Here is a 15446-nt window from a genome sequence, read left to right as displayed (position 1 = left end):
CACTGACACGAATCAATCAGCCAGCCTGGCGACAAGGGCTGCCATGGCCGGTTCCGACGTGTCTCTTGCAGGAGATGAAAATGCCCAAGCTGAAGACCAAGAGCGGTGTGAAGAAGCGCTTCAAGATCACCGCCACCGGCAAGGTCAAGCACGGCGTCGCTGGCAAGCGTCACCGGCTGATCAGCCACAACGCGAAGTATATCCGCACCAACCGCGGCACCTCGGTCCTGTCGGCCAATGATACGCCGACGATCAAGAAGTGGGCGCCCTACGGGCTGGATTGATGCGAGCGGGGCCTTGCGCCCCTTACGCACCTTAGAAACAAGGATATACTGATATGGCACGCGTCAAACGGGGTGTTACCACCCGCGCCAAGCACAAGCGGATTCTGGACCAGGCCAAGGGCTATCGTGGTCGCCGCAAGAACACCATTCGCATCGCCCGTCAGGCGGTCGAGAAGGCCGGGCAGTACGCCTACCGCGACCGCAAGGTGAAGAAGCGGACTTTCCGCGCTCTCTGGATCCAGCGCATCAACGCTGCTGTCCGCATGGAAGGCCTGACCTATTCGCAGTTCATGCACGGCATCAAGCTGGCCGGGATCGAGCTCGACCGCAAGGCGATGGCCGATCTCGCCATGAACGAAGGCGGCGCCTTCAAGGCCGTGATCGCTCAGGCAAAGGCGGCGCTGCCCGCCTAAGGCTTCGGCAGTCGGCATTTGCCGCTGCCAGACACGAAATCGGGGGCAGGTTCCTTGAGGGACCCTGCCCCTTTTTCGTTCCGCTATTGTAAGGATCCGCCACCAGCCTTGTAAGTCTGCGCCATCTGCGCTTTATGGTGCCTATGGGGGAAGGCAGTAATCAGGGTGCTGAATCGGGTTCTGCGCATCTGGCGCGACATCGCCTGACGGCCGAGTTTCGCGAACCGCCCGCGCAGTTCGAGGGGTGCTTCACCACCTTCTATCACCTGGCGCTCGATATGCCGGCCGGGTCACAGCCAGTTACCGATTATCTCCAGCCCGAATGGGGTAATATTCGCTTCTTCTGCGGAACCCACCCCCGAGGCGGAGATTGGCGCGACCCGGATCAGCGGCGTACGCTTTGTCGGCACCGGGCCAAGCGCGTTGCCATGCCGCTTCTCTTTGGGGCCGGTGCGGATGTGGGGCGTTGGTTTCCTTCCGCTGGGCTGGGCGCGTTTCATCGATGCCGATGCCAGCGACTGCGCCAACCTCATTTGCGATGGCGCACAACACCCGGCATTCCGACACTTTGCCAGCCTCGGCGATGTGTTGTGCGACCCGGAGGCGAGCATCGATGAGCAGTTCGCGGCGCTGGTCGCTGTCATGACCCGGGCGATGCGCCCCAACCGCGACGAACCGCGCATTGCCCGAGTCCATGCGGCGCTGGTGAGCGGGGACCATGCCACGGTGCATGAACTGGCCGATGCCTGCGCCATGAGCATTCGCACGCTGGAGCGTGTCTGCATGCGCTATTTCGGTTTTGCGCCCAAGCTGCTGATGCGTCGCCAGCGTTTCATGCGCAGCCTGACGACCTTCATGCTCCAGCGTGGTACGCGCTGGACGGAAGCGATGGATGCGCATTACCACGATCAGGCGCAGTTCACCCGCGAGTTCCGCGAGTTCATGACCATGAACCCGAGCGAGTATGCCGCGCTCGACCACCCGATCCTCACATCCTTCATGGAAGCGCGGGCGCGCGTCTGGGGCAGTCCGGCGCAGACACTCGATCCGCCTGTACACCGCTGACCTGCACTATTGTGGCGGGGCATTGGCGCTTTGCAATGCGGGCGATTTCCCGCTAGCGGGCGGCGCACGTTTTCCTTTGCGCAGATCGCCCGAACCCATGATCGAAATCACTTCCCAGACCGAGGCCGCGCTGGCCGCGATTGCAGCGGCTGACAGCCTTGATGCGCTTGAGGCCGAGCGGCTCGAAACCCTCGGCAAGAAGGGCTGGGTCAGCCTTGCCCTCAAGACCTTGGGCGGTATGAGCCCGGATGAGCGCACCGCTGCCGCGCCTGTGATCCAGAGCGCCCGCGCCGCGATTGCCGAGGCGTTGGATGCCAAGAAGGCCGCGCTGGAGGCCGCCGCGCTCGAAGAGCAGCTGGTGCGCGAGACGGTAGACCTGACCTTGCCTGCCGCCGTGGCACCCAAGGGTTCGGTGCATCCGGTGTCGCAGGTGATGGACGAGTTGGCGGAAATCTTCGCCGATCTCGGCTTTGCCGTCGCCACCGGGCCGGAGATCGAGGACGACTGGCATAACTTCACCGCGCTTAACATGGATGAAACCCACCCCGCGCGGGCGATGCATGATACGTTCTACTTCCCCGACAAGACCGCCGAGGGGAAGGACGTGCTGCTGCGCACCCACACCTCGCCCGTCCAGATCCGCGCGATGCTCGATCAGGGCGCACCGATCCGGATCATCGCGCCGGGCCGCGTCTATCGCTCGGACAGCGATGCGACCCACACGCCGATGTTCCATCAGGTCGAAGGGCTGGTGATCGACCGCGACATTCACCTCGGCCACCTCAAGTGGACGCTGGAGACCTTCTTCAAGGCCTTCTTCGAGCGCGAGGACATTACCCTGCGCCTGCGCCCCTCCTACTTCCCCTTCACCGAGCCGAGCGTCGAGGTCGATGTCGGCTATTCCACCGAAGGTGGCCGCCGCGTCGTCGGCGGACACGGTGATGCGCCGGGCCATGCGTGGATGGAGCTGGGCGGCAGCGGGATGGTCAATGCCCGCGTGCTCGAATTCGCCGGGCTTGATCCGAAGGAATGGCAGGGCTTCGCCTTCGGCCTCGGGATCGATCGCATCGCCATGCTCAAATACGGGATGAACGACCTGCGCGCCTTCTTCGATGGCGACCCGCGCTGGCTGGCGCATTACGGCTTCTCGCCCTTCGACCAGCCGACCCTGTCCGCCGGTGTGGGAGCACGCGCATGAAGTTCTCGCTGACCTGGCTCAAGGACTACCTTGAAACCGACGCCACCGTCGCGGAGATCTGCGACGCGCTCAATGCCATCGGCCTCGAGGTCGAGGGCGTGGAAGACCCGGCGGAAAAGCTCGCCGGTTTCCGCATCGCCCATGTGCTGACCGCGGCGCGCCATCCCGATGCCGACAAGCTTCAGGTGCTCACCGTCGACACCGGCGACGGCCAGCCGCTGCAAGTCGTGTGCGGCGCGCCCAATGCGCGGGCGGGGATGAAGGGCGTGCTTGGCCTGCCCGGCGCGACCGTCCCCGCCAACGGCATGGTCTTGCGCAAGAGCGCGATCCGCGGCGTCGAATCGAACGGCATGATGTGCTCGACCCGCGAGCTGGAGCTGGGCGATGATCACGATGGCATCATCGAACTGCCCGACGACGCGCCGGTCGGCACCGCCTTTGCCGATTATCACGGCTCGGACCCGGTGATTGAAGTCGCCGTGACGCCGAACCGCCCCGATTGCATGGGCGTCTACGGCATCGCCCGCGATCTGGCGGCGAAGGGGCTGGGGACGCTGAAGCCGATTGCCATGCCGGCGTTCAGCGCGGCGGGCGCTTGCCCGGTCGACATCCGCACCGACGATGCGGAAGGCTGCCCGGCGTTCTATGGTCGCGTGGTGAAGGGCGTGAAGAACGGCCCCTCGCCCGACTGGCTGCAGGCGCGCCTCAAGAGCGCGGGCCAGCGCCCGATCTCGCTGCTGGTTGACCTCACCAACTACCTGATGCTCGGCTTCGGCCGTCCGGCGCACGCCTATGACCTCGCAAAGGTCTCGGGCGCGGTGGTGGCGCGGCGCGCGAAGGACGGCGAAGAGGTGCTGGCGCTCAACGAGAAGAGCTATTCGCTCGACAGCGAGATGGTCGTCATCGCGGACGAGAGCCAAGTGCACGATATCGCGGGCATCATGGGCGGCGAACATTCGGGGGTGTCGGAGACGACCACCGATGTGCTGCTCGAAATCGCCTATTTCGACCCCGCCCGCATCGGCGCGACGGGGCGCAAGCTGGGGCTTTCCTCCGACGCGCGCACGCGGTTCGAGCGCGGGGTTGATCCGGCGTTTCTGGACGCTGGCCTCGACCTGCTCACCGGGCTGATCGTGGAACTTGCAGGCGGCCAGCCTAGCGAAGTCATTCGCGCCGGTTCGCCGCCGTCTGACGCCAAGGTCGTCGCTTTCGACCCCGGCCTGACGCTGCGCCTCGGCGGGGTGGAGGTGGCCGAGGGCGAGCAGAAGCGCATCCTCGAAAGCCTTGGTTTCAGCGTGGGAAGCGATTGGGAAGTGACTTGCCCGCTGCGCCGCCACGACATCGAAGGCCCGGCCGATCTGGTCGAGGAAGTCGTCCGCATCCACGGCCTCGACAAGGTCGCCAGCGTCGCGCTCCCCCGCGCAGAAGGCGTCGCCCGCCCCACCGCCACGCCGCAGCAGAAGCTGGAGCGTGGCCTGCGCCGCGCCGCTGCCGCCAGTGGCTTGAACGAAGCGGTGACGTGGTCCTTCCTGCCCACCTGGGCCGCGACCCACTTCTCGGACGGCAATGGCGCTCCGTGGGTGCTCGCCAACCCGATCAGCGAGGACATGAAGGCGATGCGCCCCTCGCTGCTCCCCGGCCTGCTGATGGCGGCCAAGCGCAATGCCGATCGCGGTGCGGCAGCCTCGCGGTTGTTCGAAATCGGGCGGCGTTACTTCCGGGGCGCGAACGGCCTCAGCGACGAAAAGCCGACCCTCGGCATCGTGCTGGCGGGTGAGAAGGCCCCGCGCGGCTGGCAAAGCGGCAAGGCCAAGTCGTTCGACGCCTATGACGCCAAGGCGCTGGCGCTCCAGCTGCTTGAAGCTGCGGGCGCTCCGGTGGCCAACCTGATGGTGATGGGGGATGCTGGGCCGCAGTTCCATCCCGGCCAGTCGGCCACGCTGCGCCTCGGCCCCAAGGTGGTGCTGGCGCGCTTCGGGATGGTGCATCCGGCGACCCTCAAGGCCTTCGACGCCGACGGGTCCATCGCTGCGGTCGAGCTGTTCCTTGACGCGATCCCCGCGAAGAAGGGCGCGGCTTTCGCCCGCCCGGGCTTCACGCCGCCCGCGCTGCAAGCCGTGACCCGCGACTTCGCCTTCCTCGTTCCGGCAACACTTGCTGCGGGCGATCTGGTGCGCGCCGTGCAGGGCGCTGACAAGGCCTTCATCTCCAGCGTGCGCGTGTTCGACGTCTTCGCGGGGCAAGGCGTGCCCGAGGGGCAGAAGTCCATCGCTGTCGAAGTCACGCTCCAGCCGGGCGAGGCGAGCTTCAAGGACGCCGAATTGAAGGCCATCGCCGAGAAGATCGTGGCTGCGGCGGCCAAGCTGGGCGGGGAGCTGCGCGGATGAGAACCGCTTTTGTCACCGGTGCCACCGCCGGGATCGGCCTCGCTACGGTGCGTCGTCTCGTAAAGGACGGCTGGCGCTGCGTCGCCACCGGGCGGCGGCAGGAGCGGCTTGATGCGCTGGTTGCCGAGCTGGGCGCGGACAGGGTCCACGCGGTGTGCTTCGACGTGCGCGATACCGCCGCGATGGATGCGGCGCTGGCGGGGCTGCCCGAGGGGTTCCGCGATATCGATCTGCTGGTCAACAACGCGGGCCTCGCCCAAGGCCTCTCCCCGGCGCAGCACGCCAATCTCGATGATTGGCAGACGATGATCGACACCAACGTCACCGCGATGGTGGTGCTGACCCGCAAGCTGTTGCCGAAGCTGATCGAACGCAAGGGCGCGATCATCGCCATCGGCTCGGTCGCGGGGAGCTACGTCTATCCGGGTGGCAACGTTTATGCCGGATCCAAGGCCTTCGTGAACCACTTCACCCTCGCCCTGCGCGCCGACCTCCACGGCACCGGTGTGCGCGTCACCAGCATCGAGCCGGGGATGGTCGAGACCGAATTCACCCTCGTGCGCACCGGCAGCCAGGAAGCCTCCGACAGCCTCTACGCCGGGGTCAACCCGATGACGGGCGAGGATATCGCCGACACCATCGGCTGGATCGCGAGCCTGCCGCCGCATCTCAACATCAACCGCATCGAACTGATGCCGGTCAACCAGGACTTCGCGGGCTTCCGCGTCGCGCGCAATGACTAGCAATCGCCGCACCTTCGCGATCATCTCGCACCCTGACGCGGGTAAGACAACGCTCACCGAAAAGCTGCTGCTGCAAGGCGGCGCGATCCACCTTGCGGGCGAGGTCAAGGCGCGCGGGGCGGCGCGGCGGGCGCGGTCGGACTGGATGAAGATCGAGCAGCAGCGTGGGATTTCCGTCACCTCGAGCGTGATGACCTTCCAGAAGGACGGGATCGTCTTCAACCTGCTCGACACGCCCGGCCACGAGGACTTCTCGGAAGACACCTACCGCACACTGACCGCCGTCGACAGCGCCGTAATGGTGATCGACGCGGCCAAGGGCATCGAGCCGCAGACCCGCAAGCTGTTCGAGGTCTGCCGCCTGCGCTCCGTCCCCATCCTCACCTTCGTCAACAAGGTCGACCGCGAGGGCCGCGATCCCTTCGAGACGCTGGACGAAGTCGCCGATATGCTCGCGCTGGATGTCAGCCCCCAGATGTGGCCGATTGGCATGGGCGGCGAGTTCGAGGGCCTGCTTGATTTCGCCACCGAGACCGTCAGCCGCCCCGAAGGGCCGAGCCGCGAGTTTCTCGGCACCCGCGACACCGCCGCGATCCCGCAGCGGTTCCAAGACGAGATCGAGCTGGCGCGGGGGGGTTATCCGGAGTTCGACCTCGAAGCCTTCCGCCACGGCGACCTCACGCCGGTCTATTTCGGATCGGCGCTCAAGAATTTCGGGGTCGAGGAGCTGATCCACGCCATCGCCCGCTTCGCCCCGCCGCCCCGGCCCCAGCCTGCAGGCGAGGAGCAGATCAGCCCTGAGCGCGACGAGGTCACCGGCTTCATCTTCAAGGTGCAGGCCAACATGGACCCCAACCACCGCGACCGCATCGCCTTCATGCGGCAGGTTTCGGGCACCTTCAAACGCGGCATGAAGCTGACGCCGAGCGGGCTGGGCAAGCCGATTGCGGTGCATTCCCCGATCCTGTTCTTCGCGCAGGACCGCGAACTGGCCGATACGGCAGAGGCGGGCGACATTATCGGGATTCCCAACCACGGGACGCTGAGGGTGGGCGATACCCTGTCGGAACGCAATCAGGTGCGCTTCACGGGCCTGCCCAACTTCGCGCCGGAAATCCTGCGCCGGGTGCAGCTGAAGGACCCGACCAAGACCAAGCAGCTGAGGAAGGCGCTCGACGACCTCTCCGAGGAGGGCGTCATTCAGGTCTTCTACCCCGAGATCGGTTCGGCCCACATCGTCGGCGTGGTCGGCCAGCTGCAGCTCGAAGTGCTGATTTCCCGGCTCGAGGCCGAATACAAGGTCGAGGCCGTGCTTGAACCCTCGCCCTTCGCCACCGCGCGCTGGATCAAGGGGGATGACAAGACCCTCGACGAATTCGCCAGCTTCAACCGCGCCAACCTCGCCAAGGACCGCGACGGCGATATGGTGTTCATGGCCAAGAGCCCGTGGGACGTGAGCTATCAGGTCGAGAAGAACCCGCAGCTAACCTTCTCGGCCACGAAGGAACGGTAAGCCGCAACCTACGTTCGCCTCGAGCGTAGTCGAGAGGCACCGAGGCCAAGTGTCTCGACTTCGCTCGACACGAACGGATGTTGGGTGACTTGCCGAACCGCGTGCATTTGGCCAAAGCAACCGCCATGCACGATACCGGCCCGACTTCGCAGACCTTCATCTCGCAGCGCCTTCGCCTCAACTACCTCGATTGGGGCGGGCGCGGCAAACCGCCGCTGGTGCTGGTGCATGGGGGCCGCGACCACGCGCGCAGCTGGGACTGGACCGCCGAGGCTTTGCGCGAGGATTACCATGTCATTGCCATGGACCACCGCGGACATGGCGATAGCGACTGGGTCTCGGACGGTGTCTATTCCGCGGCCGACATGGTCTATGATCTGGCCCAGCTGGTGCACCAGCTGGGCGTCGGCCCGGTGCGGATGGTGGCGCATTCGATGGGCGGCAATGTCGCGCTGCGCTATGCAGGTGCCTTCCCCGACATGGTGACCAAGCTGGTCGCGATCGAGGGCCTAGGCCCTTCGCCCGAATACCGCGCCAAGCAGCGTTCTGTTCCCTATCCCGAACGCCTCGCCGAATGGATCGAGAAGAAGCGCAAGGCCGCTGGGCGCACCCCGCGCAAATATGAAAGCATCGAAGCCGCCTTCGCCCGCATGATCGAGGAGAACGCCTACCTCACCGAAGAGCAGGCGCGGCATTTGACCGTCCACGGGGTCAACCGCAACGAGGACGGTACCTATAGCTGGAAGTTCGATCCGCACCTCAATGTCTGGCCGGTCGAGGACATCGGCGACGAATTCATCGAGGCGCTATGGGGGGCGATCACCTGCCCGACCCTACTGCTTTACGGGGCGGATTCCTGGGCCTCCAACCCGGAAAAGGACGGGCGCATCGCCCATTTCAAGACGGCGAAAGTGATCGAGTTCGAACAGGCCGGCCACTGGCTCCACCACGACCAGTTCGACCGCTTCATCGCTACCCTGCGCGATTTCTTGTGACCCTGCCGACAAGCGGTGCAATATTCTCGCGAAGTTGCCCGTAGCCCCAGCCCTTGGGGCGCAGAGCGCGCATTCTTGACCTGTTCGGTTTTCGAGTGTCAGCTCATGGCGCAGAGCCGGGTCAAGCTCCCAGGCCCGTTGAAGGGGCGCAGTTGGCCGCAGATATTGCCTAAGCGTTAATCAGGTGCTTAAAAATAAGGCAGGCAATCTTCCGCATGTGCGAAGAAATGCTCTGATTCCGCTGCATCTGGCCCCTTTTGCAATTCTGGCACGCTTGTTGCTGTGTGTTCCGCATCCGGAAAAATCCGGTGCAACAGGGGCCACAGATGAAGTTCATCATCGCCGTCATCAAACCGTTCAAGCTCGACACCGTTCGTGAGGCGTTGAGCGGGATCGGCATTGCCGGGCTGACCGTGACCGAGGTCAAGGGTTTCGGGCGCCAGAAGGGGCAGACCGAAATCTATCGCGGTGCCGAATACTCCACCAACATGCTTCCTAAGGTGAAGCTCGAAATTGCCGCCAGCGACGACATTGCCGCGCAGGTGGTCGAAACCATTCAAGCGACCGCCAACACCGGAGCCATCGGCGATGGCAAGATCTTCGTGCTCGATCTTGCCTCGGCCACCCGCATCCGCACCGGCGAGTCCGGCGAAACCGCGCTCTGAGGGGTCCATTGAGATGAAGCGTTTTCTCGTCAATTCCGCGGCTGTGATGACCGGCGCCGCACTGCTGGCCACCCCCGCGCTTGCTGCGCCTGCGGTGCCAAACCCGGGCAACAACGCCTGGATGATGACGTCGACCCTGCTGGTTCTGCTGATGATCCTGCCGGGGCTTTCGCTGTTCTATGGCGGTCTGACCCGATCGAAGAACATGCTCTCGACCATGACCCAGATCGGTGCGACCGCGTCGCTCGCCATGATCATCTGGGTGATGTGGGGCTACAGCCTTGCTTTCGGAGACACGACCTATGAAGGGACGCTCGGCCTGTTCGTCAGCGGGGGGAGCTATTTCCTCGCAGGCACTGACGCGAGCAGCACCGCCGCGACCTTCACCGATGAAGTCATCAGCAAGTACGTCTTTATCAGCTTCCAGATGACCTTCGCCGCGATCACCGCGTCGCTGATCCTCGGCGCGACGGCGGAGCGGATGAAGTTCAGCGCGGTGATGGCCTTCGTGCCGATCTGGCTGACGATCGTCTATTTCCCGATCGCCCACATGGTCTGGGCCGGTGGCGGCCTGCTGTTCGAGGACGGCGCGCTGGATTTCGCGGGTGGCACCGTGGTGCATATCAACGCCGGTGTCTCGGGACTGGTGCTCGCCTACCTGCTCGGCAAGCGCCGCGGCTATCCCAACGAGCCGATGCCGCCGCACAGCCTTGTGATGACCATGATTGGCACGGGTCTGCTGTGGGTGGGCTGGTTCGGGTTCAACGCCGGTTCGGCGCTTGAGGCCGACGGTTCGGCGGGCCTCGCCATGATCAACACCTTCGTTGCGACGGCGGCCGGTGGTCTTGCCTGGATGGTGATCGAGAAGCTTGCGGGCCACAAGGGTTCGGCGCTGGGCTTTTGCTCGGGCATCATCGCGGGTCTCGTCGCGGTCACCCCGGCAGCGGGCAATAGTGGCCCGTTCGGCGCGATCCTGCTCGGCATCCTGTCTTCGGCGGTCTGCTATGTTGCGGTCGCCAAGGTGAAGGCCAAGTTCGGTTACGACGACTCGCTCGACGCTTTCGGCATCCACGGTGTGGGCGGCATCGTTGGCGCAATCGGCACAGCGGTGGTTTACCAGCCCTTCCTCGGCGGACCCGGCGACGGTTCGACCCCACTGGGTGAGCAGCTCTGGGTGCAGATCTTCAGCGTTCTGGTGACGATCGGCTGGGCCACGGCTGGCACGCTGATCGCCGGTTACCTCGTCAAGCTCACCATCGGCCTCAGGGTTGATGAAGAGAGCGAAGTCAACGGGCTCGACATCTCCGAACACGGGGAGCGCGCCTACAACTAATCAGGGAGTGTCGCGCGAAAAGTGGGCACCGGTTTTCGCCCTTCGCGACACGACCAGAATGAAACACCCAGTTTGGCGGGGGGAGGCCTCTCTCTCCCTCTCCCCTCCCCCCGCCTCACCTTGTTCCTCCTGCGAACGAACAAACTGAATATGGCCGGAGTGGTGCAAACCCTCCGGCCTCTTTTTTGTGTGATTTTTTGTTTGCGACCCCGCCTCCGCGGGGTCACCCTCGGCGTAGTCCCTCCGCTTCGCTCCGGGCGCCTGCGGGCGGGCGGTCGCGCTTGCGGCCCTTAGGGCCGTTGCAGCACTACGGATTGGAGATGGGGTCTATCCCCGCTCCGCCGCCATCACGAAGTCCGCACACCGCTCCCCGATCATGATGCTGGGCGCGTTGGTGTTGCCGCTGACGAGTTTGGGCATGATGCTGGCATCGGCCACCCAGAGGCCTTCGAGGCCGTTCAGCTTCAGCGTCGGATCGACCACCGCATCGGCGTCGCTACCCATGCGGCAAGTGCCGACCGGGTGGTAGACCGTGTCGGCGCGTGTGCGGATCAGCGCGTCGAGCGCGGCGTCGTTATTGAGATCGACCGGGTGGCGATCCTTGGGGCCGAAGGCCTGCAAGGGCGGCGCTTCCGCGATGCGGTGCGACAGGCGCACACCGGCGCGCAAGCAGGCCATATCGCGGTCATCGCTAAGGAAATTGGGGTCGATCACCGGCGCGGCGACGGCATCATTGCTGCCCAGCCGCACTGTCCCCCGGCTCTCCGGACGCAGCACACAGGCGTGGAGCGAGAAGCCGTGCCCCTTTACCTTCTCGCGGCCATGATCCTCCAGCACTGCGGGGACGAAGTGCCACTGCACGTCGGGTGCGGGGCTATCGGGCATCACCGTCCAGAACCCGCCCGCCTCGGCATAGGGGGTGGTCAGAATGCCCGTGCGCTTGCGCCGGTGCTCGATCACGGCGGCGGCCATGCGGAGCGTGCCTTTCAGCGTGCTGCCGATCGGCACATCACTGGTCGTCTCCCAGCCGGAGACATAGTCGATGTGGTCTTGCAGATTGCCGCCGACCGCGGGACGATCCAGCACCACTTCGATCCCGTGCGCTTTGAGGTGATCCGCCGGGCCAATCCCTGACAGCATCAGGATTTGCGGCGAGTTGAACGCACCAGCACTCAACACCACCCCGCGACGGGCCAGCAACGACTGGCTAACGCCCCCGCGACGAACCTGCACGCCGGTGACACGACCGCCCTCGATGATCAGCTTTTCGACCAGCGTATCGGTGCGCACCGCGAAGTTGCCCGCATCCCGGATCGGCTCGACATAAGCGCGCGCTGCCGACCAGCGTTCGCCCTTGTGCTGGGTGACCTGATAAAGGCCAAAGCCGTCCTGCCGCTCGCCGTTAAAGTCCGCATTGGTGCGCAACTGGAGCGCGGCGGCGGCCTCGACAAAGGCGTGCGAAGTGGGGTTGGCGGCCGTCTGGTCGGATACGAACAGTGGGCCGCCATCACCGTGGAAATCGTCGCCGCCGCGCACGTTTGATTCGGCGCGCTTGAAGTAGGGCAACACATCGCCATAGGCCCAGCCGGTGCAGCCCATGGCGGCCCAGTTGTCGTAATCCCAGCGGTTGCCACGGATGTAGACCATCGCGTTGATCGCCGAGGAACCGCCGAGCCCGCGTCCGCGCGGCTGATAACCGGTGCGCCCGTTCAGCCCTTTTTGCGGAACGGTTTCATAGCGGTAGTTCGATTTTTCCGGGATGAAAGGCATGAAGCCCGGCGTCTTGATGAAGACATTGTCGTTGCGCCCGCCCGCTTCCAGCAGGCACACCCGGCGCGTGCCGTCCACCGCGAGCCGCCCGGCAACAGCGCTGCCTGCGCTGCCACCGCCGATGACGATGTAGTCGAAACTTTCCATGATCTCTCCCTTTGGCGGGGAGATTAGGCAGCTTCCGCGCCGCCCGCAATCCGGTTTCGATCAGCTACTGAAGTTGCATCAGGCGCAACCGGCCCGACCCGTGCCTCCCACCTGGCGCGGATCATGTCGCTGGTTTCGCGGCTGCCGTCATGGCTCCAGCCGGGTTCGCGCAGCATGTATGAGAGCTTGTGCCGCCACGGCGCGCGCCAGATGTCCGCGATCATTCCGATCCATTCGTGGAACACCGCCCATAGTAGGTTGAAGCTGCCGAGCTGCTTGATGATCCCGTAGCGGATTTTCTCGTCATCGACCTCGGGCGCGAAGGTGCCGAATATCTTGTCCCAGATGATGAACACGCCGGCGTAGTTGCGGTCGAGATAGCGCGGATTGGTCGCGTGGTGGACGCGGTGATGGCTCGGCGTGTTCATTACCGCCTCGAACCAGCGCGGCATGCGCTTGATCGCCTCGGTATGGATCCAGAACTGGTAGATGAGGTTGAACCCGCCGCAGATCGCGATCATCGCCGGATGGAAGCCAAGTAGCACCAGCGGCACGGCGAACAGGAAGCCGAAGGTCAGCGGCCCGGTCCATGTCTGGCGCAGCGCGGTCGAGAGATTGTAGTGCTGGCTCGAATGGTGGTTCACATGGGCGGCCCACATCCAGCGGATGCGGTGTCCGGCGCGGTGGACCCAGTAATATTTGAGATCGTCGAGCACGAAGCACACCGGCCACGCCCACCACACCGCCCACCATGCGCTATTGTTATCTGGGCCGAAATCGAACACCCGATATTCGTAGGCCTCAATGAACACCGCGACCGCAAACCCGCCCAGCAAGGCGCCTGCCACGGTTGACCCCAGCCCGAAGGCAAGGCTGACAAGGGTGTCCTTCGGCTCATAGGCCTCAGGCGCGCGGAATTTTGCCCAGATCATCTCGGCCAGCACCAGCACCACGAACAGCGGCACGGCATATTGGGTAGGGTTGAAATCAGGCATGTTGCAGCTCGCTTAGCCGATTGATCGCTTCGGCCCAACCCTCGGGTTCTGGCAAGGTCAGGGCGAGGCGGCCAAAGTGCCGTTCACCGCTGTCGATGATAATGTTGAACTCACCGGGGTAATCCTTGAGCGTGGCGCTAGCACCCGAAGTCAGCACTCTGCCGGCAAAACGATTGCCGTGCGGCTTGATCAGCATGATGCGGCCCTGCGCATCGCGCGCCAGCGCCCCGGCGCCTTCCTCATCACAGGCGATTGCGACCGGGGCGAAGCCGTCCTGGATCTCGGCGGCAATCCGCCGCACGTCATCCCCATTGGCAAGGGGAAGGGCAGGCCCGAGCCGCATCCACCACGCCAGCCCTGCCAGGGCGAGGATCGCGACGAGCGAGCCCGCGGTCTGGGTCAGCAGGTCCACGGGATCAGCGCCTCAGCGCGCGCTCAGCATGTCGATCATCGGGCGGATCGGGCTTACGTCATAGCCCGCCTGCATCGCCTTGCGCATGATTTCGTCGGGATCATTGCCCTGCTTGGCCGACGCCAGCGCCCACAGGAAGGTCGAGCGGGTGCCTGACCGGCAATAGGCGAGAATCGGCCCTTCGGCCTGCTCCATCGCGGCGATCAAGGCATCAACCTGCGGCTCGCTGAAGCCGGAATGGCCGACCGGGATCGCCACATAATTGAGCCCGGCAGCGGCCGCAGCGGCGGCGATGGCATCGCCTTGCGGAGCGGATGGCTCCTCCCCATCGGGCCGATTATTGACGATCATGCTGACACCCATCGCGGCTGCCGTATTGACATCATCCAGCGTAAGTTGCGGGCTTACCAGCATATTTTCGGTTAACGTGCGAAAATCGCTCATGATCTGTCCTGCTCTCAAGCCTCACTGGTGCGGCAGTCATGCCCAACTGTGCGGTCACGCACAAGCATTCCCGGAAAGGCTATGGATGCGCCCCTCCTGCCAGCCGGTAATTTCGTTCGCAAAGCAATCTTTTGTGCGCTATATCACATGGACGTGCGCTCCGGATCACAATCCCGGCGCGGCGGTGTCCGGTGCGGCTCACTGTCCACGACATCGGCACAATGGAGAGCGGGCAGTGAGGCAAGGTACGTACTGATCTATGGGTTACGATAGGGGACGCCGGCGCGGCCGCGACAAGCGCGACGGTTTCGGTGAAGATGGCTTCGATCCGTTTGGCGGCGGGAATGATGGTTTTCCGCCAGCGCGCGATTTCGGGGGCGACCGATTCGGCGGTAGTGACCGCTTCGGAGGCGGAGGCGACCGTTTCGGCGGCGGCGGTGGCGGTGGCTCCCGCGGCGGTGGCGGCGGCTTCGGCGGCGGCCCGCGTGGTCCCGGCGGTCCGGGCGGCGGCGGTGGCGGCGGTTTCAGCCGCATGCCTGCGCAGATCGTCGGCACCGGCAAAGGCACCGTGAAGTTCTTCAACGCCCAAAAAGGCTTTGGCTTCATCCAGCAGGAAGGCGGGGGCGAAGATGTGTTCGTGCACATCAGCGCAGTCGAACGTGCCGGTCTTGAGGGCCTCGCCGAAGGACAGGAACTCCAGTACAATCTGGTGGATCGTGGCGGCAAGGTGTCCGCGCAGGACCTTCAGGTCGTGGGCGACGTGATTGCCGTGGCGGCCAAGCCTGCCGCTCCGCAGCGCGAGCTGACCGGGGAGCGCGTCTCTGGCACGGTCAAGTTCTTCAACGCGATGAAGGGCTTCGGCTTTCTGGTTCGCGATGATGGTCAGCCGGATGCTTTCGTGCATATCAGCGCGGTCGAGCGTTCGGGCCTCTCCGGCATCAATGAGGGCGAGCGTTTCGAATTCGATCTCGAAGTCGATCGACGCGGAAAGTATTCCGCCGTCAATCTGGCGCCGATCGAAGGCTGAACCGGCCACAACCTGCGCCTCGCGGTTTGACCGGGGGGCAGCGGAAGATTAACGG

The 15446-nt window shown here is 64.7% G+C and carries 15 protein-coding genes; 11 read left to right on the top strand and 4 right to left on the bottom strand.

Annotation, left to right across the window (positions count from 1 at the left end):
- The first annotated feature begins 80 nt into the window (after nucleotides 1–80).
- The 10 genes from rpmI to CHX26_RS01525 all read left to right on the top strand — a co-directional run bounded on the left by rpmI (nucleotide 81) and on the right by CHX26_RS01525 (nucleotide 10596).
- Nucleotides 81–284 carry a 50S ribosomal protein L35 gene (gene rpmI, locus CHX26_RS01570; RefSeq protein WP_026092007.1) on the top strand — a complete coding sequence of 68 codons (204 nt, stop codon included), beginning with the start codon at nucleotides 81–83 and terminating at the stop codon, nucleotides 282–284.
- 53 nt (nucleotides 285–337) lie between these two features.
- On the top strand, nucleotides 338–697 hold the full coding sequence (gene rplT / locus CHX26_RS01565) for a 50S ribosomal protein L20 (RefSeq protein ID WP_066531814.1): 360 nt from the start codon (nucleotides 338–340) through the stop codon (nucleotides 695–697).
- Nucleotides 698–1153: 456 nt separating this feature from the next.
- Nucleotides 1154–1762, top strand: coding sequence for a helix-turn-helix domain-containing protein (locus tag CHX26_RS01560; protein ID WP_233997234.1), 609 nt, complete (start codon nucleotides 1154–1156; stop codon nucleotides 1760–1762).
- 97 nt (nucleotides 1763–1859) lie between these two features.
- Entirely contained in the window at nucleotides 1860–2960 is a 1101-nt protein-coding gene (pheS, locus tag CHX26_RS01555; RefSeq protein WP_104940865.1) for a phenylalanine--tRNA ligase subunit alpha, read from the top strand.
- Entirely contained in the window at nucleotides 2957–5347 is a 2391-nt protein-coding gene (gene pheT / locus CHX26_RS01550; RefSeq protein ID WP_104940864.1) for a phenylalanine--tRNA ligase subunit beta, read from the top strand. The genes pheS and pheT overlap by 4 nt, the downstream gene beginning before the upstream one ends.
- Complete coding sequence (locus CHX26_RS01545; protein ID WP_104940863.1) at nucleotides 5344–6090, top strand: SDR family NAD(P)-dependent oxidoreductase; 747 nt, start codon at nucleotides 5344–5346, stop codon at nucleotides 6088–6090. The genes pheT and CHX26_RS01545 overlap by 4 nt, the downstream gene beginning before the upstream one ends.
- On the top strand, nucleotides 6083–7603 hold the full coding sequence (locus tag CHX26_RS01540) for a peptide chain release factor 3 (protein ID WP_104940862.1): 1521 nt from the start codon (nucleotides 6083–6085) through the stop codon (nucleotides 7601–7603). Before CHX26_RS01545 ends, CHX26_RS01540 begins: the two co-directional genes overlap by 8 nt.
- 125 nt (nucleotides 7604–7728) lie before the next feature.
- Nucleotides 7729–8598 carry an alpha/beta fold hydrolase gene (locus CHX26_RS01535; RefSeq protein WP_104940861.1) on the top strand — a complete coding sequence of 290 codons (870 nt, stop codon included), beginning with the start codon at nucleotides 7729–7731 and terminating at the stop codon, nucleotides 8596–8598.
- Between the two features lie 326 nt (nucleotides 8599–8924).
- On the top strand, nucleotides 8925–9263 hold the full coding sequence (locus tag CHX26_RS01530; protein ID WP_104943179.1) for a P-II family nitrogen regulator: 339 nt from the start codon (nucleotides 8925–8927) through the stop codon (nucleotides 9261–9263).
- A 46-nt stretch (nucleotides 9264–9309) separates the two neighbouring features.
- The gene (locus tag CHX26_RS01525) at nucleotides 9310–10596 is read left to right on the top strand and encodes an ammonium transporter (protein ID WP_233997233.1); all 1287 of its coding nucleotides are present in this window, start codon (nucleotides 9310–9312) and stop codon (nucleotides 10594–10596) included.
- Between the two features lie 327 nt (nucleotides 10597–10923).
- Here CHX26_RS01525 and CHX26_RS01520 read toward each other — a convergent pair whose 3' ends face one another.
- From CHX26_RS01520 to CHX26_RS01505, 4 genes are read right to left on the bottom strand one after another with little or no spacing between them, the layout of a single operon-like run.
- On the bottom strand, nucleotides 10924–12513 hold the full coding sequence (locus tag CHX26_RS01520; protein ID WP_104940859.1) for a GMC family oxidoreductase: 1590 nt from the start codon (nucleotides 12511–12513) through the stop codon (nucleotides 10924–10926).
- Between the two features lie 23 nt (nucleotides 12514–12536).
- Entirely contained in the window at nucleotides 12537–13508 is a 972-nt protein-coding gene (locus CHX26_RS01515; RefSeq protein ID WP_104940858.1) for a sterol desaturase family protein, read from the bottom strand.
- Nucleotides 13501–13920, bottom strand: a complete 420-nt coding sequence (locus CHX26_RS01510) for a hypothetical protein (RefSeq protein ID WP_233997232.1) — start codon at nucleotides 13918–13920, stop codon at nucleotides 13501–13503. The genes CHX26_RS01515 and CHX26_RS01510 overlap by 8 nt, the downstream gene beginning before the upstream one ends.
- A 12-nt stretch (nucleotides 13921–13932) precedes the next feature.
- Nucleotides 13933–14364, bottom strand: coding sequence for a TIGR01244 family sulfur transferase (locus CHX26_RS01505; protein ID WP_104940857.1), 432 nt, complete (start codon nucleotides 14362–14364; stop codon nucleotides 13933–13935).
- Nucleotides 14365–14623: 259 nt separating this feature from the next.
- Here CHX26_RS01505 and CHX26_RS16170 point away from each other — a divergent pair, with 259 nt between their 5' ends.
- The gene (locus CHX26_RS16170) at nucleotides 14624–15391 is read left to right on the top strand and encodes a cold-shock protein (protein WP_104940856.1); all 768 of its coding nucleotides are present in this window, start codon (nucleotides 14624–14626) and stop codon (nucleotides 15389–15391) included.
- The last annotated feature ends 55 nt before the right edge of the window (nucleotides 15392–15446 follow it).

The organism is Porphyrobacter sp. HT-58-2 (assembly GCF_002952215.1).
Taxonomy (GTDB): Bacteria; Pseudomonadota; Alphaproteobacteria; order Sphingomonadales; family Sphingomonadaceae; genus Erythrobacter.
This window is presented reverse-complemented; position numbering and strand designations above follow the sequence as displayed.